The organism is Microbacterium insulae (assembly GCF_042677065.1).
GTDB lineage: Bacteria > Actinomycetota > Actinomycetes > Actinomycetales > Microbacteriaceae > Microbacterium > Microbacterium insulae.
Genome location: NZ_JBHTII010000001.1, coordinates 1,795,582 through 1,815,272, shown reverse-complemented (window position 1 = coordinate 1,815,272; position 19,691 = coordinate 1,795,582). Strand labels below are relative to the sequence as shown.

Here is a 19,691-nt window from a genome sequence, read left to right as displayed (position 1 = left end):
CACCCCCCGGCTCACGGCTCCGGATCGTCGTCCTGCTCGCGCGCGTCGGCGGCGCGGGCGATGAGCACCGGCTCCTCGTCGAGGCACAGGTCGATGAGGGCGCGGAGCAGTCCTCCGAGGCTCGTCGAGTTGAGGAGTCGGAAGCGGTCGTACTCCCCGAGCGGCGCGATCGCCGCGAGCTGCCACGACGACTCCACGGGGTCTTCGGACAGCTCGGACTGCGGATCCCACCGGCCCTCGCCGAGCGTGGACGCGAGCGTCGCGACGCGCCGCACGACCCGCTGCGCCTCGCGATGGACCGGCTCGAGCGCCTCGTCCCACGTGAGCGCGGGCATCGTCGACACGTCGGCGACGGGATGCGGATCGTCCTCCCGCCACGCGTCGACCGTGATCCGCTCCCCGCCCACGGCGACGACGTACAGATCCTCGGCGCCGGCCTCGACCTGAATGATGCGCGCCATCGTTCCGACGGACGACCGCTCGTCCCCGCCGCCGGCTTCGAGCCCGCGCTCGATGAGTACGACCCCGAACTCGGGATCAGACTCGTCGAGGAGGCGTCCGAGCATCATGAGATAGCGCGGCTCGAACACCCTCAGAACCAGCGGCGTGTACGGGAAGAGCACACTGCCGAGGGGGAACATCGCCACGGCGTCCATGCGCACCAGTCAACCAGCCGCACGCGCGTGCGGGGCCGATCAGATCGCACGATCGTGCCGCTCCGTGACACCCCGCTTTGACATCCACGCGTCGATCCGCTTAGTTAGGCAAGGCAACCCTAACCAAGGAGTCGATTCGTGCTCGACGTGCTCACGCGCTCTCCCGCTCGCCTTAAGCTCACCCTCCTCAACCCCGCGACCACCCTCGCCGGAATCGCGCCGGGTCTCGACGGGTCGCTCGCCGGCGCAGAGGCCCGGGCATGAGCGCGCGCGTCCACGACCTCGTCGGGATCGGCATCGGACCGTTCAACCTCGGGCTGGCGTGCCTCGCGGAGCCGACCGGGCTCGACGCGGTCTTCCTGGACCGCGCCGACGGGTTCCGGTGGCACCACGGCATGATGATCGAGGGTGCGACGATCCAGGTGCCGTTCCTGGCGGACCTCGTGACCCTCGCCGACCCGACGTCGCCGTACTCGTTCCTCAACTGGCTGAAGCAGACCGGCCGGCTCTACCGGTTCTACATCCGCGAGAGCTTCTCCGCGCTGCGGAAAGAGTACGACGCGTACTGCCGGTGGGCGGCCGAGCAGCTGCCGAGCCTGAGGTGGAGCACCGAGGTGACCGCGATCGAGCAGGATCCGGTCGACGACGTCTACACCGTGCGGACGATGCGCACCGACACCGGCGAGGAGCGCGAGCTGCGCGCGCGCCACCTCGTGCTCGGCGTCGGCACCCAGCCGGTGGTGCCGCCGGCGCTGCGCGGGCTGGACGGGCCCGTCATCCACAGCTCCGAGTATCTCGATCACCGGGACGTGCTGCGCGACTCCGCGTCGATCACGGTGGTCGGCAGCGGGCAGTCCGCCGCCGAGATCTACCGCGACCTCCTCGAGGGCGCGCCCGGCGGCTACCGGCTGGACTGGATCACGCGCTCCCCGCGGTTCTTCCCGATGGAGTACACCAAGCTCACGCTCGAGATGACCTCCCCGGAGTACACCGATCACTTCCACGGCCTGCCGCTCGATGTCCGCCAGCGTCTCGGGCGCGAGCAGCGCAGCCTGTACAAGGGCATCTCGGCCGACCTGATCGACGACATCTACGACACCCTGTATCGCCTGAGCGCCGACGGGCCCGTGCCCACGACCCTGCTCACCGACACCGAGGTGACGGCCGCCGAGTGGGATGGATGCCGCTACCGGCTGCACCTGCGGCACGCACAGCTCGACCGCGCCCACGTGCGCGAGACCGCGTCGCTCGTCCTGGCCACCGGTTACGCCGCCCAGACGCCGCCGTTCCTCTCGCCCATCGCGGATCGCCTCGATCACGACGCGCTCGGCCGCCTCGCGGTGGCCCGCGACTACAGCGTCGACGGCGGGCGCGGGCGCGTCTTCGTGCAGAACGGCGAGGAGCACACGCACGGCCTGACGGCGCCCGATCTCGGGTTCGGCGCGTGGCGCAACTCGTCCATCCTGGCCTCGATCTGCGGGCGAGAGGTGTACCCGATCGAGCGGCGCATCGCCTTCCAGGAGTTCGGGGTGCCCGCCGGTGCGCGCGACACCGCACCGGCGATGGGGGCTGCGAGATGACACGGCCGTCGATCCTCCTCAGGGCCGCCGATACGCAGCGCGACGCGGCGATCCTCCAGCAGTGGCTCGCCGATCCGCACGCCGCGTTCTGGGGCATGGCCGACCTCGACGTAGGAGGGGTGCGGGCCTACCTCGAGCGCATCGACGCCGACCCCGCCCAGCAGGCGTGGCTGGGCTCGGTGGGAGACGCACCGGCCTTCTTCGCCGAGACCTACGACCCGGCGCGGGTGCTGCTGCGCGGCATCCATGATTCCCTGCCCGGCGATCTCGGGATGCACGTGCTCATCGCCCCGCCCGGGGGACGGCCGCGGCACGGCTTCACCGACGCGGTGTTCGCGGCGGTGATGGCGTGGTGCTTCCATCGGCTGGGCGCCGACCGCGTCGTGGTCGAGCCCGACGAACGCAACGACCGCATCCGCCGCAAGAACATCCGGGCCGGCTTCACCGAGCTCCGCCGCGTCGAGGTCGAGGACGGCGGCGTCACGAAGACGGCCGTCCTGTCGGTGTGCACGCGCGAGGACCACGACCGCTCCGAACTCGTCGCCGCCCTGCGCGGATTCTCACGGACAGGGATGACCGCATGATCGACACCGCCGCCCACCTCTCCCCCGCCTACCTCGCCGCCGCCCAGCGTCATCTCGTCGCCAAGGCGATCGCGGAATTCAGCCACGAGCGGCTGCTCACGCCGTCGCCCGCCGACGACGGCTGGTGCGTGAGCGTTGCGGGCACAGAGGTCGAGTATCGGTTCGCCGCGACGCGCACCGAGCTCGAGCACTGGGTCATCGACGAGCGGAGCCTGCGCCGGGTCACCTCGGACGGACCCTCCGAGCTCGATGCCCAGACGTTCATCACCGAGCTCCAGCCGGTGCTCGGGCTCTCCGACGAGCTGCTGCCGGTGTACCTCGAGGAGATCGCCTCGACTCTCGCGAGCGCGGCGTTCAAGATCGCCCGGTCGGAGGCATCCGCTCACGAGCTGCTCGCGGCCGACTACCAGACGATCGAGTCGGCGATGACCGAGGGCCACCCGGGGTTCGTCGCGAACAACGGCCGGATCGGGTTCGGCGTCTCCGACCACGCCGCGTACTCTCCCGAGGCGGGGCGTGAGTTCCGGCTGGTGTGGGTCGCCGCGCGCCGATCGGCGTCGCACCTGGCGCTCGGGACCGGGCTCGACGAGGCGACCCTCGTGTCGGGCGAGCTGTCCGGCGCAGAGCAGGAGCGCTTCGCGAGCCGTCTCGCGGACCTCGGCGAGGACCCGGGCGACTACCACCTGCTGCCCGTGCATCCGTGGCAGTGGGAGAACCGGATCGCGATCACCTTCGCTCCCGACCTCGCCCGGCGCGACCTCGTGGTGATCGACGAGAGCGAGGACGAGTACCGCGCGCAGCAGTCCGTGCGCACGATGTTCAACGCGACCCATCCCGGGAAGCACTACGTCAAGACGGCCCTCGCGGTGCAGAACATGGGCTTCCTGCGGGGCCTGTCCCCCGCCTACATGCGCGTGACGCCCGCGATCAACGACTGGGTCGCCGCCCTGGTGGCGGGCGACGCGACGCTGCGCGACGCCGGCTTCCGCGTGCTGCGCGAGCGCGCGTCGATCGGCTACACCGGCGACGCCTACCACCGCACCTCGGCACCGTCGGCCTACCGCAAGATGCTCGCCGCGCTCTGGCGCGAGAGCCCGGTGCCGCTCGCCGCGCCGGGTGAGCGGCTCGCGACCCTCGCGTCGCTCCTGCACCGCGACCGCGACGGACGCTCGTACGCGACGGCACTGGTGCGAGCCTCCGGGCTTCCCGCCGATGCGTGGGTGCGCGCGCTCCTCCGCGTGTACCTGCGGCCGCTCGTGCACTGCCTGCTCGCGCACGATCTCGCCTTCATGCCGCACGGCGAGAACCTCATCCTCATCCTCGAGGGCCACCGTCCGACGGGCGTGTTCATGAAGGACATCGGCGAGGAGGTCGCCCTTCTCGCCGACCGGTCCGTGCCCGGCGATGTGCGCCGCATCGTCACCCCCGTCGACGACGAGGAGAAGGCGCTCGCGATCTTCACCGACGTGTTCGACGGGGTGCTGCGCCACCTCGCCGCGATCCTGCACGTGGACGGCACCCTCGGCGAAGGAGAGTTCTGGCGCATCGCGGCCGACATCGTGGACGAGCATGCGGCGGAGCATCCGCACCTCGACTCGCGAGTCGACCTGCGCTCCGACTCGTTCGCGCACTCGTGCCTCAACCGGCTGCAGCTGCGCAACACGCGGCAGATGGTCGACCTGGCGAACCAGTCGGCGTCCCTCCTCTACGCGGGAAGGCTCGCGAACCCCGTGGCACGATCGCGCGTCCTCGCCGCGACGGCGGCCGCGCCGATGGCAGTCTGAAGCATGGCCAAGATCTCCCGCGACGATTTCGGCATCCCGCACATCCGCGCTGCGGATGCCGGGGACCTCGCCGAGGCGCAGGGCGAGGTGACGGCCCGCGACCGGGGCTGGCAGATCGAGGTGGACCGCCTGCGGGCGTCGGGGCGTCTGTCGGAGCTGATCGGACCGGCGGGGCTCGAGTGGGACGTGTTCGCGCGCCGCGCGCGTCTCGACGACACCGCCCGCCGCGCGCTTCGGGGAGCGGATGCCGAGACCCGCGCCTTCGTGAGTCGCTACGCCGCGGGGGTGCGACGCGGGATGGCATCGGAGGGACACCGCGCCGCGGAGTTCGGCGCCCTCGACGAGGCGTTCGGCGACGCCTTCGAGCCGGAGCCGTGGCGCGATCACGATCCCCTCGGCGTGCTGCACGTCGCGCACGCGCTGTTCTCGACGTTCCCCCTCGTCCTGTGGCGCGAGCATGTCGCCTCGACCCTCGGCGAGGCGTGGATCGACGTGTTCGCGGGCTACGGCGACGGCGGGGACGAGACGGCTCCCACCGCGGGCAGCAACGCCTGGGCACTGCACGGCAGCCGCACCGAGAGCGGGATGCCGCTCCTCGCGGGGGACCCGCACCGCATCTTCGAGCTTCCCGGCGTCTACCAGCAGGTGCGCCTGGCGTGCGACGAATTCGACGTCGTCGGCTTGGCGTTCCCCGGCGTGCCGGGGGTGCCGCACTTCGGCCATGCGGGCGATGCGGCGTGGGGGGTCACCAACGCCATGGCCCATTCCGTCGACGTCTTCCGCGAGCGGCTGCGGCCCGCGCCGGGCGGGTACGAGTCGCTCGGGCCGGACGGGTGGCGCTCGGTCGACGTCGAGCGGTCGCTCATCCGGGTGCGCGGCGGCGAGCCCGTCGAGGTGGAAGCGCTCGAGACCGGGCGCGGACCGATCGTGACCGAGCTGCGCCCGGACGGCGACGAACTCGTGGGCTGGAGCATCCGCCTCCCGGCCCGCGCGGAAGCCGACCTCGGCGCCGGCGCCCTCCTTCCCCTGCTGCGCGCGCGCAGTGCCGCCGATGTCGTGGCGGCGTTCGAACGCTGGGTCGACCCGGTCAACCGCGTGCTCGCCGCCGACCGGACGGGCACCGTGCTGTCGGGCACGTTCGGCGTCGTCCCGGACCGCCCGCGAGCACAGCGGCGACGGGCGCTGCGGGCCGAGCGCGCCGAACCCGCCCCCGACCGGACGCCGTCGCGCGCTGCCGTCGTGGAAGAGGTCGCCGTCGATGCCAACGAGCGGCCCGCGGATCCTGCCATCGATCTCGGGTGGGCGTATCCGCCTCCGCATCGGGCGTCTCGCATCCGCGCGCTCCTCGATGAGCTCCGGCCGGATTCGGCCGCGGAGTTCCCGGCGGTCTGGGGCGATACCGCGAGCGGGACGGCCGAGGCGCTCCTGCGCTTCCTCCCGCGCGGGCCGCTCTCGCCCACCGCCGCCGCGGCCCGCGACGCGCTCCTGGACTGGGACAGGAGAATGGATGCCGCGTCCCCCGCGGCCGGCATCTTCGCCGCGTGGCGCGCCGCCCTCGTGCGGGCGGTGTCCGCGCACACCGCGCTGGCTCCGCTGCACGCGCCGCACGGGTTCGGCGCGGTCTTCGATCCCTGGATGAGGGTCGCCGGGCAGGTCGCCGCGGCGCTGCCCCGCCTGCTGACCCACCCCTCGCTCGCGGCGGACGTCGACGCGATGTCCGAAGCGGCGCTCGACGAGGCCGCGGCATCCGGTGAGTGGGGAGCCGCCCACCGCCTGCTTCCGCTCCACGTCCTCGGCGCGGTGCCGGGGATCGAGGCGCCCGGCGGCGGCCTCGACGTGATGCTGTCGGGGGACGGCGACACGGTCCGGTGCACCGGCTCGACCCCGGGAGTCACCGACCGGGCGTGGCGCGGGTCCGTGGCGCGCTGGGCGTGGGACCTCGCCGACCGCGACGCCAGTCTGTGGAGCGTGCCGTTCGGCGCGTCCGGCGACCCGGCGTCACCCCACTTCGCCGATCAGCTCGACGCGTGGGTCGAGGTGCGCCCGCAGCGCGTCGTCACGGACTGGGCGCGGCTGCGTCCTGATCGCCCGACGGGAGGCTCATGACCGTCCCCTCCGCCTCCCGTCTCGCGAGCGGCTCCGCGGGCGCCGTGATCCACACCACGGACGACCCCGCCCTCGGCCGCGTGGAGATCGCCGTGCTCGATCCGATCGCCGACCTCGACGTGATCGAGCGCTGGGTGACCGCTCCGTCCGCGCGGTTCTGGGGGCTGGGCGACCTCTCGCGGCAGGAGCTGAGCGACGTGTACGCGTTCGTCGATGGACTGGACACGCACCACGCGTTCCTGATCCGGCGCGAGGGCCTGCCCATCGTGCTGCTCCAGACGTACGAGCCTGAGAACGACCCGCTCGGCGAGGTGTATCCCGTGGAGGCGGGGGATGTCGGCATCCACTTCCTCCTCGGCGATCGCGGTGCCCCCGTCGCGGGCTTCACGACGCGCGTGGCGCACGTCATCGGCGCCTTCCTGTTCGCCTCGCCGGCGGTGGAGCGCATCGTGATCGAACCCGACGCCGACAACGAGCGGGCGGTGAGGCGTGCGCTCATCACCGGGTTCGACCTCGGCGACCACGTGATCCTCCCCGGCGGGAAGGCGGCTCGGCTCGCGTTCCTCACGAGAGACCGCTGGAGCCGGCTGACCGCGACGCGGCCCGTAGCGGTCAGGTGACGCCGAGTTCACCCCTTGTCGCCGAGGCCGCACGTCCGCGACGGGAACGACGTGGCACTTCGGCGAGAACCCGCGAAGCCGGCAGGAGCTGCGGAGTGGGGGCCGGGCCGAGAGGGGTGAGTGAGGGTGTCACCCGCGGGGAGTGATGCGGGCGAGGATGCCGCATGCCTACCGTGACGTGTCTCCAGCGATGCCTTCGGCACCGGAGACCGCGGCCGCGTCGCACAGCCCGAACAGGAGAGCCCGATGACCGAAGAAGCCCGTCCGTCCGTCGTGGGAACGCCCCTCCCGCCGTCTCGCACCCTTCCGTTCCCGCCGAAGCCGTCCGGAAGCTACGCGGGCCGCACACTCGCGGAGTCGACCTACTCTCCGCTGCCGCCGCAGCAGCATCTGAACGACGACGCGCCCAACGTGCTCATCGTGCTCATCGACGACGCCGGGCCGGCGCTGCCGGCGCCGCTCGGCGGCAAGATCCACACGCCGACGCTCGAGCGGATCCGCGCCAACGGCATCGGCTACAACCGGTTCCACACGACCGCGATGTGCTCCCCGACGAGAGCCTCGCTGCTGACGGGCCGCAACCACCACCGCGTCGGCGCCGGTCAGATCGCGGAACTCGCGGCCGACTGGGACGGCTACTCCGGCCACATCCCCAAGAGCAGCGCGACCATCGCCTCCGTGCTGCAGGACTACGGCTACTCCACGGCGGCGTGGGGCAAGTGGCACAACACCCCCGCCGAGGAGACGACCAAGGCCGGACCCTTCGACAGCTGGCCGACCGGCAACGGGTTCGAGTACTTCTACGGCTTCCTCGCCGGGGAGGCGTCGCAGTACGAACCGAATCTCGTGAGGAACACCACGAGCGTGCTGCCGCCGAAGTCTCCCGAGGAGGGCTACCACCTCAGCGAGGACATCGCGGACGATGCGATCGCGTGGCTCCACGACCACAAGGCGCTCGCCCCCGACAAGCCCTTCTTCATGTACTGGGCGCCCGGCGCGATCCACGCCCCGCACCACATCATGAAGGAGTGGGCCGACAAGTACGCGGGGATGTTCGACAGCGGCTGGGACGTCTACCGTGAGGAGGCGCTCGCCGGAGCCAAGGCGGCCGGGTGGGTTCCGGAGGACGCCGAACTGACATCGCGCCCGGCGTCGCTCCAGGGCTGGGACGAGATCCCCGATCACCAGAAGCCGTTCCAGGCGCGCCTGATGGAGCTGTGCGCGGGATTCGGGGAGCACGCCGACGTGCAGGCGGGTCGCGTCATCGACGCGCTGGAGGAGCTCGACTACCTGGACAACACGATCGTGATCTACATCTGGGGCGACAACGGATCGTCGGGCGAGGGACAGAACGGGACGATCAGCGAGCTGCTCGCGCAGAACATGATCCCGACGACCGTCGACCAGCACATCGCCGCGCTCGAAGAGCTCGGCGGTCTCGACGCGCTCGGCACTCCCGCCACCGACAATCAGTACCACGCGGCGTGGGCGTGGGCGGGGTCGTCGCCGTACCAGGGGATGAAGCTCATGGCCTCGCACCTCGGCGGCACCCGCAATCCGATGCTCGTGCAGTGGCCGGCGCGGATCGCGCACGACCCCGTGCCGCGCTCGCAGTTCCACCACGTCATCGATGTCGCGCCCACCCTGTACGAGATCCTGGGCATCTCACACCCCGACAACGTGGACGGCATCCCGCAGGACCCGATCGACGGCACCAGCTTCGCGTACTGCATCGACGACAACACCGCCGAAGGGCGGCACCGCGTGCAGTACTTCGAGATCATGGCCAGCCGGTCGATCTACGAGGACGGCTGGCTCGCCTCGACCACCGGGCCGCGGCTTCCGTGGGTGCCGGGAGTGCCCGAGGGGATCGACACGTGGACGCCCGACAAGGATCGCTGGGAGCTGTACCACCTCGATCAGGACTGGAGCCAGGCCCGGGACCTCGCCGACCAGCATCCCGAGAAGCTGGCCGCCCTCAAGGAGCTGTTCGCGATCGAAGCCGCGAAGAACAAGGTCCTCCCGATCGGAGGAGGTCTCTGGATCGTGCCGTTCCACCCCGAGCTTCGGACCTCGCCGCCGTACACGAAGTGGCGGTTCACCGGCGAGACGACCCGCATCCCCGAGTTCTGCGCCCCCGCACTCGGCAACAAGCCGAACCGGGTCACGATCGACGCGACCCTCGGCGAGAAGGCGAACGGCGTTCTCTACAAGCTCGGCGGATCGGGCGGTGGCCTGACGGCGTACCTCGTCGACGGCATCCTCACGTACGAGTACAACCTCTTCCTCGTGAACCGGACCATCATCGCGGCCACCGCGCCGCTCGCGCCCGGGAAGGTCACGATCGAGATCGACACGGCCTACGTCGATCCGCGTCCCGGCGGCCCCCTGCACGTGGAGCTGAGGGTGAACGGCTCCGAAGTCGCATCGGGGACCGTGCCGGTCAGCGCGCCGCTGCTGTTCTCTGCCAACGACTGCCTGGACGTCGGGCGAGCCTACGGCGGGGCGGTGTCACGGGCGTACGCCGACCGGATGCCCTTCGCCTTGGAGGGCACGATCGAGAAGATGCACGTCGAGTACACGTCCTGAGCCGCAGGTCGCGGGTTCAGCCGGCTACGCGGTGAGGCGCTCGCGCAGCCAATCCCGGCCACGGCTGAGGACCCCTCTGGCCAGCCGCGAGTCCCGTGCCCACGTCTCGAACCCATGGGGAGCGCCCGGCACGGTGTCGAAGGTCACGTCGACCCCGGCGGCGCGGAGCGCCTCGGCGTACGCGCGGTCCTCGGCGTAGAACAGCTCGATGTCCGACGCGTACATCCACGTCGGAGGAAGGCCGCTCAGGTCGGCACGGCGCGCGGGCACGGCGTAGGCGGGAAGCTCGTCCGCCCCCACCCGGTCGCCCAGGTATGACCTCCAGCCGACGAGGTTCGACCGGTTGTTCCACACGAAGTGCGCTTCGGCGTCCCGAGTGCGATCAGCCGCGGTGCGGTCGTCCAGCATCGGGCAGAAGAGCCACTGGGCGGCAAGCGGCACACCCTCGTCGATGAGCCGCTGCACGAGCGCCGCGGCAAGTCCGCCCCCTGCGGACTGGCCTCCGACGGCGATCCGGCCCGTGTCGATGCCGAGCGAATCCGACTCCGCTCGCATCCACGCGAATGCCGCTGCGCAATCGTCCAAGGGAACGGGGAAGGGATGCTTCGGCGCGAGCCGATAGTCGACCGACACGACCACGGCCCCCGTGGCCACCGCAGTCTCGGCGCTCATGCGGTCGTCCATGGCCGCCGAGCCGAGCACCAGTCCCCCGCCGTGGACCCAGAGAAGGCCCGCCCCGGTGGGCGCGGGCGGCGTGTGCACGCGGACGCGGACGGGCCCGCGCCGGACGATGCGCCGATCGACGCCGGCGATCCGCTTCCCCGGTGCCAGCCGGGAGAGCGTCGCGATCAGGCGGAGACGATGGCGGCCTTCGAGATCGAGCACGGGGACCCTCCGCGTGGCATCCCGGAGCGAGGGGTCGACTCTCTCGAGGTCCACTACTCCTCCTTCACCCCTCCCGCGCTTCACTCCCGGACGAGACCCGCCAGACGCAGAGCCATGTCGCCGTACTCCGACTGTAGTTCCGCGAGGGTCAGCGGTCCGTCTGGCCGATACCACGACGCCACCGCGGAAGCCATGGCGAGAATTGCGCGGGTCGCGAGCACCGGGTTGCCCGCCTCGAAGACGCCATCGGCGACACCTCGCTCCATCACGCCGCGGAATTCCGCCTCCTCCTCGTCGCGCAAGGCGACGATCAGGCTGCGGCCGGGCTCCTCGAGACTGCGCAGCTCGGAGCCGCCGACGAACGCCTCCGCCTGATGGCCCGTGTGGTACTCGACGATCGCTCCGACCATGTGCCACAGCTGCTCCCGGGGATTCCCCTCGTGGAGCTTTCGCTGCGCACGGACGGCCTCCAGGTTGTCGCGCATGGCGCGACTCATGATGTGGACGAGCATGTCCTGCTTGGACTCGAAGTGGTGGTAGACCGCCGCGACCGTCACATTCGCCCGAGAAGCGATGTCGCGCACCGTGGCGGCGCCGTATCCCACTCGATAGAACGCCTCCAGTGCGGCGGCGATGATCGGCGAGGGACCGGGGCGCGCCGCGCGCTTCGATCCATCGACATCGGTCTTCTCAGCTGTCCTGCGACTCATCCGCTCGCCTTCCCGTTCTGAGCGATCGCTCGATCCTATCCTCATTGTGATCTTGCTAAACGAGCGTTCAATTAGTTATGGTCTGATCGAGCCCTATCGATGCCACCCGGACGAAGTCGTCCCCGAGGAGAGATCATGCGCACCACGGTCGAAGCCGCCTCCGGCGACGAGCTCGTGCGGCTCATTCTGGGGGCCCGCGAGAGAACCGCATTGATCGACTCGCCCGCATGCTTCGCGGGCCTCAAGGCCTTCGCCCCGGGCGAGGTCTTCGAGAACCACTTCCACGAGCACTACGACGAGTTCTTCGCCGTGATCACAGGAGAGGTGGTTGTCTGGCAGGGCCGCGCGTCGCACACCGTCCTCAGCGCCGGATCGACGCTCCTCTGCCCGCGTGGGTCGCATCACCGGCTCGCCAACGAGCGGGATGCCCCGGCCGTCCTGCTCTACGTGAAGACGCCGTATGTCGCGGACGACACCCACTGGGTGCCGTGGGCTCCGGGAGTGCAGGAATGACGAAGTTCGGCACCGCCGCCGTCGCCGGCTCCACCCGGGCGTTCCGCGTGGAAGGAGAGGCGGTCGCGCTGCTGCCCGCCGCCGACGTGGGCGAGCTGCTGCGATCGCCGGCTCTGCGCGACGCGCGCGGAGAACCGGCCGCGGCGCCCGCGCCGCAGGAGTTGCGACCCCCCGTACTCAAGCCGGGAAAGGTCGTGTGCGTCGGCCTCAACTATCGCGACCACGCACGCGAGGTGGGAAAGTCGGTCCCCGCCTATCCGACGCTGTTCGCGAAGTATCCCAGCGCGTTCGTCGGCGCGTCCGAGCCCATTCGCCTCCCTCGGGCGGACGTCTCGGACCGCGTCGATTGGGAAGCCGAACTCGTCCTTGTGATCGGCACCACGGTCTTCGAGGCTGACGCCGAACAAGCGGCCGCGGCGATCTTCGGCTACACGGCGATGAACGATGTATCGATGCGCGATTGGCAGCGCCGTACCGAAGAGTGGCTGCAGGGCAAGAACTTCGAGCGCTCCACGCCGATCGGCCCCGTCGTCGTCACGGCCGACGAGCTGTCGCTCGACGGCGGGCTCGACGTGGATTCGTGGGTCGGCGACCGCCGAGTGCAGTCCGGCTCGACCGACGACCTGATCTTCCGCCCCGTCGAGATCGTGCAGTACATCACGCAGTTCATGTCGCTCGAGCCGGGAGACCTGATCGCGACGGGCACTCCGGCGGGCGTCGGGGTCTCGCGCACGCCGGCCGAGTTCCTCGAGGAGGGCGACATCCTGACCACCCGGATCACGGGGATCGGGGAGCTGCGCAACCGGTGCGTGCGGGAGGTGTCCCGATGACTGAGACGAAGCCTCCGGAGAACCGCTTCTTTCCCCTCAACAGCGGAGAGCGGCGCGTGGTGGTGCTCGACTCCGCTACCCACGCCCACCGCCACGCTGCGAACTCGAAGGCGGCGGCCCGGAGCGAAGTCGTCGTCAACGCATCGTACGCGGGCGTGTACTGCGCGCGGCTGCTCCAGGAACTGAATCCCTTCGCGACGATCGGACTGGACTGCGGCATCGGGAAGGACGGCGCCGGGATCGCGGGGCTCTGGTTCTTCGAGGCCCTCGAAGTCCCGGCCGCGGCTGTCCGCATCGACGATGTGCAGCACGGGAACGGCGCCGACCTCTGGGAGAACGGCACCATCTCGCGGGTGAACGCCTACGCGGCCGCCGCCGGAGTGCGGCCGGGGATGACGGTCGCCGACGCCGCTCTGGTCCTGCTCGAGGCACCCGACCACATCGTCGTCGACTCGACGGAGCGGGAGGTGGTGTTCCGCGGCGACGGGCACGACGTCGTCTGCACCAACTCGATCGCCGACGCCCTTCCCGAGGATCGGGACCGCAACGTGCTCTGCACCGCCGGGCATACCGGCCGCAGCGTCGTGGACTACGTCCTCGGCTTCCGTCCGTGGGGCTTCATCTGCTCCGACGGGGCCATGGGGAAGGACGACTCCGGCATCGCGGCGCTCGCGCCGGCGAACGACGCCGGTATCCCCGGAGCGGCGGTCTCGGCCGCAACGGCCCGGATGGGCGACGGGCACAGCACGTACTTCGATGGCGTGATCAGCGCCTGCAACGGCCTCGCATTCGCGGCCGGCGTCCGCGTCGGTCAGTCCGCTCGCGAGGCGGCGCGACTGCTGGTCTCACGGTGACTGAGGAGAACAGGATGACCGCTCGATACTGGAATCTGCCGGAGGGTGCGGACCCGACCGCGTTCGACGTCGTCGTCGTCGGCTCGGGAGCCGCGGGCCTGCTGGGCGCGCTGGTCGCGGCGCGCGGCGGCCGCCGCGTGGTCGTGATCGAGAAGGCCGACCTGTTCGGCGGAACCTCGGCGATCTCCGGCGGCACTCTGTGGGTGGCGAACAACCCCTACATGCGCGCCCGCGGTCTCGACGACAGTCCCGAGGCGGCCCTCCGGTACCTGTCGGAGATCACGCGGGGACACACGCCCGAAGCCGTGCTGCGCGCGGTGATCGCCGAGGGCCCGACGATGCTCGAGTGGGTGGCCGACAACGCCGGGCTGACCTTCACATCGGTCGACGACTACCCCGACTACCGGCCTGATGTCGATGGATCCGTCCCCGGGGGACGGTCGCTCGATCCGGCCTTCTTCGATAGCACCACCCTCGGTCCGCTGCGCGAGGCTCTGCGTCCCGACCGCCGGATGCCCTTCTCCATGCAGGAGTACGAGCAATGGGTCGCCTTCACACGGTTCCCGTGGGATCTGCTGCAGGAGCGGTTCGACGCCGGACTCGTCTCGCGCGGGAACGCCGTGGTCGCGCCGCTGCTGAAGGCCGCAGCGGATGCCGGGGTGACCCTCGTGTCGGGTGCGGCCGCCGAGCGTCTGTCGACGACCGACGGGCGGGTCGCGGGCGTGGTGGCGGACGGCATCGCCTTCACGGCGACCGAGGGCGTCCTCCTCGCGTGCGGTGGCTTCGAGTGGAACGACGAGATGACGTCCCAGTTCCTCGCGGGCCCCCTCATGGCGCGCTGCTCCCCTCCCTCCAACACCGGCGACGGCATCCGGATGGCCCAGCGGCTCGGCGCCAAGCTCGGCAACATGCGCGAAGCCTTCTGGGCGCCGATGTCGGTCATCCCGGGCGACTTCTCGGAGGGCCGTCAGCTGGGCACGCTGCTGCGGTTCGAGCGACAGGGACCGGGCTCGATCATCGTCGACAAGCACGGACGCCGGTTCGTCAACGAGTCCCAGAACTACAACGACATGACGCGGGCGTTCCACGCGGTCGACCCGGTGAATCACAATTTCGCGCACATGCCCGCCCACGTGGTGGTGGATGACGAGTACATGAGCCAGTACGGTTACCTGACCTACCGGTCGGGCGACGAGGTCCCCCCGTGGATGCTGCGCGACGACACTGTCGAGGGCCTCGCGGCGAAGATGGACCTCCCTCCGGGGGCCCTGACCGCGACGATCGAGCGGTTCAACGCCTTCGCGCGCGCGGGTGTCGACGAGGACTTCGATCGCGGCGGCAACGACTACGACCAGTACTGGGGCGACGGTGACCGCGGCTACCCGAACCGCTCGCTCGCCCCGCTCACCCGCGGCCCCTACTACGCCGTCCGTGTCGTCCCCGGCGCGTTCGGCACGAACGGCGGGATCGTCACGGATCACAACGCCGCGGCCCTCGATGTGGACGGTGTCCCGATCCCCGGCCTCTACGCCGCGGGCAACACCACTGCCCACCCTTCGGGCGCCGGCTACCCCGGTGCGGGCGGAACGCTGGGCCCGGGGATGACCATGGCCTTCATCGCGGGCCGCCGGCTCGCGGGAGACCGCACCGACACGAAGGAGACGACCCGATCATGACCGAAGAGCTGCGCTGGGACGAACGCCCGCAGGTGACGAAGTCGGGCGAAGAGGACACCCACACGATGCAGTCGGGCGGCGCGGTGCGCGTGAGCGGAGTCGGCCCGCAGCACACGCCGGCCACGCGCATCTGGTTCGGCCAGGTCTCCAACACCCCTGGCTACCGCTCGCTTCCTCACCACCACGGCGAGGCGGAGACGGGGGGCTACGTCCTCCGCGGCACCGCCCGGATCTATTTCGGCGAGGGATACCGCGACTTTCTTGACATGTCCCAGGGAGACTGGGTCTGGGTCCCGCCCTACATGCCGCACGTCGAAGCCAACATGTCGACGACGGAGGACCTCGTCTGGCTCACCACCCGAACCCCGGACAACATCGTCGTCAATCTCGAGGACGTCGACGACGACACCCTCGAGGGCTACCGCCGCGCCTAGCGGCATCCACACCACCCATCCTGTCGAAGGAGACAGCAATGTCAGAAGCAGCCAACGTCCGCGACCTGCTCGCCAACTCGCCGACCAACTGGGGCCGCTGGGGAAGCGACGACGAGCTCGGGGCCGTCAACCTCCTCACGCCCGAGGCCGTGAAAGCCGCCGTGGGAACCGTACGCTCCGGGAAGGTGTTCACGCTGGGAAGCGAGTTCGGCACGGGCAACGATCCGATCTGGCCCGGCCGCGCACAGACCCAGCGGTACAACACCCAGGACCGCAGCTCGTACACGGCGGGGAAGAAGATCACCAATCCGGGCGGCACCGAGTACGCCGACGACTATGTGGCGATGTTCCTGCAGGGCGCCACCCACTATGACGCCCTGGGCCACGTCTGGTACGACGATCAGATCTACAACGGCTATCCCGCCGACACGACCACACTCGGGATGGCGAAGGACGCGGTGCTGCCGATCGCGCGCCACGGCGTCGTCGGACGCGGCGTGCTGCTCGACATGGCGCGCCACTTCGAGGTCGACTACCTCGCCAAGGCGACCGCGATCGGGCTGCCCGACGTGCTCGCGTGCCTGGAACGGCAGCAGGTCGAGATCGGCACGGGCTCGATCCTCCTCCTGCGCACCGGCGAGATCGGGAGCTTCGCCTCGCGCGACCCGCAGGAGTTCTACGCCGATTTCATCGAACCGGGCATCAACTTCAGCCCCGAACTCGTCCAGTGGTTCGCCGACAACGACGTCGTGAGCTTCGCGACGGACACGATCGGCAACGAGCGCACCGTGCACGAGTCCGGCGCCGCCTTCGTGATGCATGCCGCGCTCATGCGCAACCTGGGCATCGCCTTCGCGGAGATCCTCTCGCTGGACGCACTCGCCGCCGACTGCGCCGAGGACGGCCAGTACGACTTCCTGTACGCCGCGGGACCGATCAAGATCGCGAACGCGACCGGTGCGCCGGTGAACCCACTCGCGATCAAATGAGCACCGTCTTCGAGGCCCGTCCCTGGGATCGCATCTGGGGCGACACGACGGGCTTCCACGACGCCGGCGAGGCGCCGAGCGTCCTCGCTCCGTTCCTCGCACGCTGCCGCACCCACCCCGACCGCATGGCGTTGGCGTACTTCGACCGGGCCTGGACCCACGCCGAGTTGGATGCCGAGTCCGACGCGCTCGCGGCAGCCTTCGCCGACGCGGGCCTCGGCCCCGGTGATGCCATCGGGCTCTATCTCCAGAACATCCCCGAGTTCCTCGTGGCGACCATCGCGGCGTGGAAGATCGGCGCGGCGATCGTGCCGATCAACCCGATGTACCGGGAACGCGAACTGGGGCACATCGTCGAGGACTCGCAGCTCGCGGCGCTCGTGGCGCTGGACTCCCTGCTTCCGACGGTCGACGCCGTCCGAGAGCGCTCCGCGATCCGTCTCGTGATCGCCACGAGCGGGCTGCGTGCGCTCGGACGCACCGACGACCTCCCCGCCCCGCTCGCCGACGTGGAGCCGCTGGCCGTCGAGGGCGCTGAGCTCTACGACGACGTCATCGCGCGATTCGCCGGGCACCCGCCCCCCGCCGTTGATCCGTCCCCGTCCGACACGGCGTACATCGCGTACACCTCCGGAACGACGGGCGCTCCGAAGGGCGCCGTGCTCACGCACGGCAACGTGCTCTTCAGCGCGCAGACCTTCCGCAGCATGCGGCAGCTGGACGAAGACGACGTGATCTTCGCGATGGCGCCCCTGTTCCACGTCACGGGTCTGATCTGCAGCGTGGCGCTGACGCTGCTCGTCGGGGCCCCGCTGGTGCTCGGGTACCGCTTCGACGTGCCGACGATCCTGGATCTCATCGACCGGTACAAGGTCACGTTCACCGTCGGCGCGACGACCGTGTTCCTCTCGTTCCTCGACAGCCCTCGATTCGGCGAGGTCGACATCTCATCGCTGACGAAGATCATCTGCGGCGGGGCACCCATCCCTCCGAGCGTTGTCGAGCGCTACGAGAGCGCCACGGGCGTGTACCTCCACAACGGGTACGGGATGACCGAGACGACCTCACCGACTTTCGGCACTCCGCTCGGGCACCGCAGCCCGGTGTCGTCCGCGGGGTCACTCGCCCTCGGCATCCCCGTCCCCGACACGGAGGCGATGCTGCTCGGAGACGACGACCAGCCGGTCGGGGTCGGCGAGACGGGCGAACTCGTCGTGCGGGGGCCGCACGTGATGGCAGGCTACTGGAACAACCCGGAGGAGACGGCCCGCCAGCTCACGGACGGGTGGCTCCGCACCGGCGACATGGCCACGATGGATGCCGAGGGATGGTTCTACCTCGTCGATCGCAAGAAGGATCAGATCAACGCATCCGGCTTCAAAGTCTGGCCCCAGGAGGTGGAAGAGGTGCTGTACGAGCATCCATCGGTGCGCGAGGCGGGAGTCGTCGGGGTTCCGGACGAGTATCGCGGCGAGACCGTGAAGGCGTTCGTGAGCCTTCGACCCGGCCGGACCGCCACGGCCGAGGAGCTGATGGCGCACTGCCGCGAGCACCTCGCCGCCTTCAAGGTGCCCCGCGTGATCGAGTTCCTCGACGACCTGCCCAAGACCGTCACCGGGAAGATCACCCGCATGTCGCTGCGAGAGCTGGATCGGGATGGATGACGCTGCGCTCACGGCGAAGTCGGACCTGTTCGACAGCGAGTCGCTGCTGACCGACGAGGAGCGTCGCACGCGGGCGAGGATCGCACGGTTCAACGCCGACCACGCGGCACCGGGAGCCGCCGAACGGTGGGTGGAGGGTCGCATGGCGCTCGAGCTCGTTCCCGAGCTGACTCGCCTGGGGGTCTACGGCGGCGGGGTGCAGGGCTACGGATGCTCCGGCCTCGGCGACGTCGCGGACGGGCTCGTGGCCGCCGAGCTGGCCAAGGTCGACTTCGGACTCAGCGCCTTCTTCGGCATCCACGGCGTTCTCACCCTGCGGGCGATCTCCTCGCTCGGCACGCCCGAGCAGAAGTCGCGGTGGCTGCCCGGGATGGCGGACGGCTCATCGATCGGCGCCCTGGGCATCACCGAGCCGGATCACGGGAGCGACACGGCGGGGATCGAGACGCGCGCGCGCAGCGTGGAAGGCGGATTCCGGATCACGGGCCGCAAGCGATGGGTCGGGAACGCCTCGGTGGCGGATCTCACGGTGGTGTTCGCGAAGGACGACCACGACGCGGTGGCTGCGTTCGTCGTCCCCGGAGGATCCGAGGGATTCCAGGCGACTCCCATCGAGGGGAAGATCGGGATGCGCTCGTCGTGGCCGACGGACATCGTCCTCGAGGACGTGTTCGTGCCCTCGGACCATCGCCTGGACGGCGCGGACGGCCCGCAGATCGCGGGGGCGTTCAACGCGGTCCGCCCGATCGCCGCGTGGCAGGCGCTGGGGCTCTCCATCGGGGCCTTCGAAGCGACGCTCACCTATCTCGACGCGCGGGAGCAGTTCGGCAGCCCGCTCACCTCGTTCCAGCTCGTGCAGCACAAGCTCGCCGAGATGGCCGTCGCGATCTCCTCCATGCGGCTGACCTGCATCCGCGTCAGTCGCGCACTTCAGGACGGCAGTCTCACCCACGTGATGGCGTCGGCGGCCAAGATGCTGTGCGCCCGGCAGGGACGATCGGTGGTGTCCACCGCACGGGATCTGATGGGCGGGAACGGCCTCCTCGCCGACCGCGTCGTCGGCCGGCATTTCGCCGACATGGAAGCGGTCTTCACCTACGACGGCACGGATCACATCCAGAGCCTCATCGTCGGCAAGGCCATCACGGGCCGGTCCGCCTTCCGCCGCGCCTGACGGCCCTTGACACGACCCCGGTCATTCTTTAGCCTTTCCCAAA

At 70.3% G+C, this 19,691-nt stretch carries 18 protein-coding genes; 15 read left to right on the top strand and 3 right to left on the bottom strand.

Going from position 1 to position 19,691, the window contains the following annotated elements:
* Positions 1 to 11: 11 nt before the first annotated feature.
* On the bottom strand, positions 12 to 656 hold the full coding sequence (locus tag ACFQ0P_RS08465) for an LON peptidase substrate-binding domain-containing protein (protein WP_204978250.1): 645 nt from the start codon (positions 654 to 656) through the stop codon (positions 12 to 14).
* A gap of 138 nt (positions 657 to 794) precedes the next feature.
* Between ACFQ0P_RS08465 and ACFQ0P_RS08460 the strand changes: the two genes are divergently transcribed.
* From ACFQ0P_RS08460 to ACFQ0P_RS08430, 7 genes are all read left to right on the top strand, one after another.
* A complete protein-coding gene (locus ACFQ0P_RS08460; RefSeq protein WP_378771895.1) occupies positions 795 to 920 on the top strand; it encodes a hypothetical protein in 126 nt (41 codons plus the stop codon).
* Entirely contained in the window at positions 917 to 2,236 is a 1,320-nt protein-coding gene (locus ACFQ0P_RS08455) for a lysine N(6)-hydroxylase/L-ornithine N(5)-oxygenase family protein (RefSeq protein ID WP_204978248.1), read from the top strand. The genes ACFQ0P_RS08460 and ACFQ0P_RS08455 overlap by 4 nt, the downstream gene beginning before the upstream one ends.
* Positions 2,233 to 2,820 (top strand): GNAT family N-acetyltransferase, encoded by a 588-nt coding sequence (locus ACFQ0P_RS08450; RefSeq protein ID WP_204978247.1) that lies wholly within the window; start codon positions 2,233 to 2,235, stop codon positions 2,818 to 2,820. The genes ACFQ0P_RS08455 and ACFQ0P_RS08450 overlap by 4 nt, the downstream gene beginning before the upstream one ends.
* Positions 2,817 to 4,604, top strand: coding sequence for an IucA/IucC family protein (locus ACFQ0P_RS08445; protein WP_204978246.1), 1,788 nt, complete (start codon positions 2,817 to 2,819; stop codon positions 4,602 to 4,604). Before ACFQ0P_RS08450 ends, ACFQ0P_RS08445 begins: the two co-directional genes overlap by 4 nt.
* 3 nt (positions 4,605 to 4,607) lie before the next feature.
* Positions 4,608 to 6,710, top strand: coding sequence for a penicillin acylase family protein (locus ACFQ0P_RS08440; protein ID WP_204978245.1), 2,103 nt, complete (start codon positions 4,608 to 4,610; stop codon positions 6,708 to 6,710).
* Positions 6,707 to 7,330: a GNAT family N-acetyltransferase gene (locus ACFQ0P_RS08435; protein ID WP_204978244.1), complete on the top strand. Its 624-nt coding sequence runs from the start codon at positions 6,707 to 6,709 to the stop codon at positions 7,328 to 7,330. Before ACFQ0P_RS08440 ends, ACFQ0P_RS08435 begins: the two co-directional genes overlap by 4 nt.
* 246 nt (positions 7,331 to 7,576) lie before the next feature.
* Positions 7,577 to 9,919: an arylsulfatase gene (locus tag ACFQ0P_RS08430; RefSeq protein ID WP_204978243.1), complete on the top strand. Its 2,343-nt coding sequence runs from the start codon at positions 7,577 to 7,579 to the stop codon at positions 9,917 to 9,919.
* A gap of 24 nt (positions 9,920 to 9,943) precedes the next feature.
* Here ACFQ0P_RS08430 and ACFQ0P_RS08425 read toward each other — a convergent pair whose 3' ends face one another.
* A complete protein-coding gene (locus ACFQ0P_RS08425) occupies positions 9,944 to 10,858 on the bottom strand; it encodes an alpha/beta hydrolase (RefSeq protein ID WP_204978242.1) in 915 nt (304 codons plus the stop codon).
* Positions 10,859 to 10,884: 26 nt separating this feature from the next.
* On the bottom strand, positions 10,885 to 11,514 hold the full coding sequence (locus ACFQ0P_RS08420; protein WP_204978241.1) for a TetR/AcrR family transcriptional regulator: 630 nt from the start codon (positions 11,512 to 11,514) through the stop codon (positions 10,885 to 10,887).
* Between the two features lie 135 nt (positions 11,515 to 11,649).
* On the opposite strand from ACFQ0P_RS08420, the gene ACFQ0P_RS08415 reads away from it, so the two are divergent.
* From ACFQ0P_RS08415 to ACFQ0P_RS08380, 8 genes are read left to right on the top strand one after another with little or no spacing between them, the layout of a single operon-like run.
* A complete protein-coding gene (locus ACFQ0P_RS08415) occupies positions 11,650 to 12,027 on the top strand; it encodes a cupin domain-containing protein (protein WP_204978239.1) in 378 nt (125 codons plus the stop codon).
* Entirely contained in the window at positions 12,024 to 12,857 is an 834-nt protein-coding gene (locus ACFQ0P_RS08410) for a fumarylacetoacetate hydrolase family protein (protein ID WP_204978237.1), read from the top strand. The genes ACFQ0P_RS08415 and ACFQ0P_RS08410 overlap by 4 nt, the downstream gene beginning before the upstream one ends.
* Entirely contained in the window at positions 12,854 to 13,711 is an 858-nt protein-coding gene (locus ACFQ0P_RS08405; protein WP_204978235.1) for a hypothetical protein, read from the top strand. The genes ACFQ0P_RS08410 and ACFQ0P_RS08405 overlap by 4 nt, the downstream gene beginning before the upstream one ends.
* 14 nt (positions 13,712 to 13,725) lie before the next feature.
* Complete coding sequence (locus tag ACFQ0P_RS08400; RefSeq protein WP_204978233.1) at positions 13,726 to 15,387, top strand: FAD-dependent oxidoreductase; 1,662 nt, start codon at positions 13,726 to 13,728, stop codon at positions 15,385 to 15,387.
* Positions 15,384 to 15,821, top strand: coding sequence for a cupin domain-containing protein (locus ACFQ0P_RS08395; RefSeq protein ID WP_204978231.1), 438 nt, complete (start codon positions 15,384 to 15,386; stop codon positions 15,819 to 15,821). Before ACFQ0P_RS08400 ends, ACFQ0P_RS08395 begins: the two co-directional genes overlap by 4 nt.
* Before the next feature lie 38 nt (positions 15,822 to 15,859).
* Positions 15,860 to 16,810 (top strand): cyclase family protein, encoded by a 951-nt coding sequence (locus ACFQ0P_RS08390; RefSeq protein WP_204978229.1) that lies wholly within the window; start codon positions 15,860 to 15,862, stop codon positions 16,808 to 16,810.
* Positions 16,807 to 18,474: an AMP-binding protein gene (locus tag ACFQ0P_RS08385; RefSeq protein WP_204978227.1), complete on the top strand. Its 1,668-nt coding sequence runs from the start codon at positions 16,807 to 16,809 to the stop codon at positions 18,472 to 18,474. The genes ACFQ0P_RS08390 and ACFQ0P_RS08385 overlap by 4 nt, the downstream gene beginning before the upstream one ends.
* A complete protein-coding gene (locus tag ACFQ0P_RS08380; RefSeq protein WP_204978225.1) occupies positions 18,467 to 19,648 on the top strand; it encodes an acyl-CoA dehydrogenase family protein in 1,182 nt (393 codons plus the stop codon). Before ACFQ0P_RS08385 ends, ACFQ0P_RS08380 begins: the two co-directional genes overlap by 8 nt.
* The last annotated feature ends 43 nt before the right edge of the window (positions 19,649 to 19,691 follow it).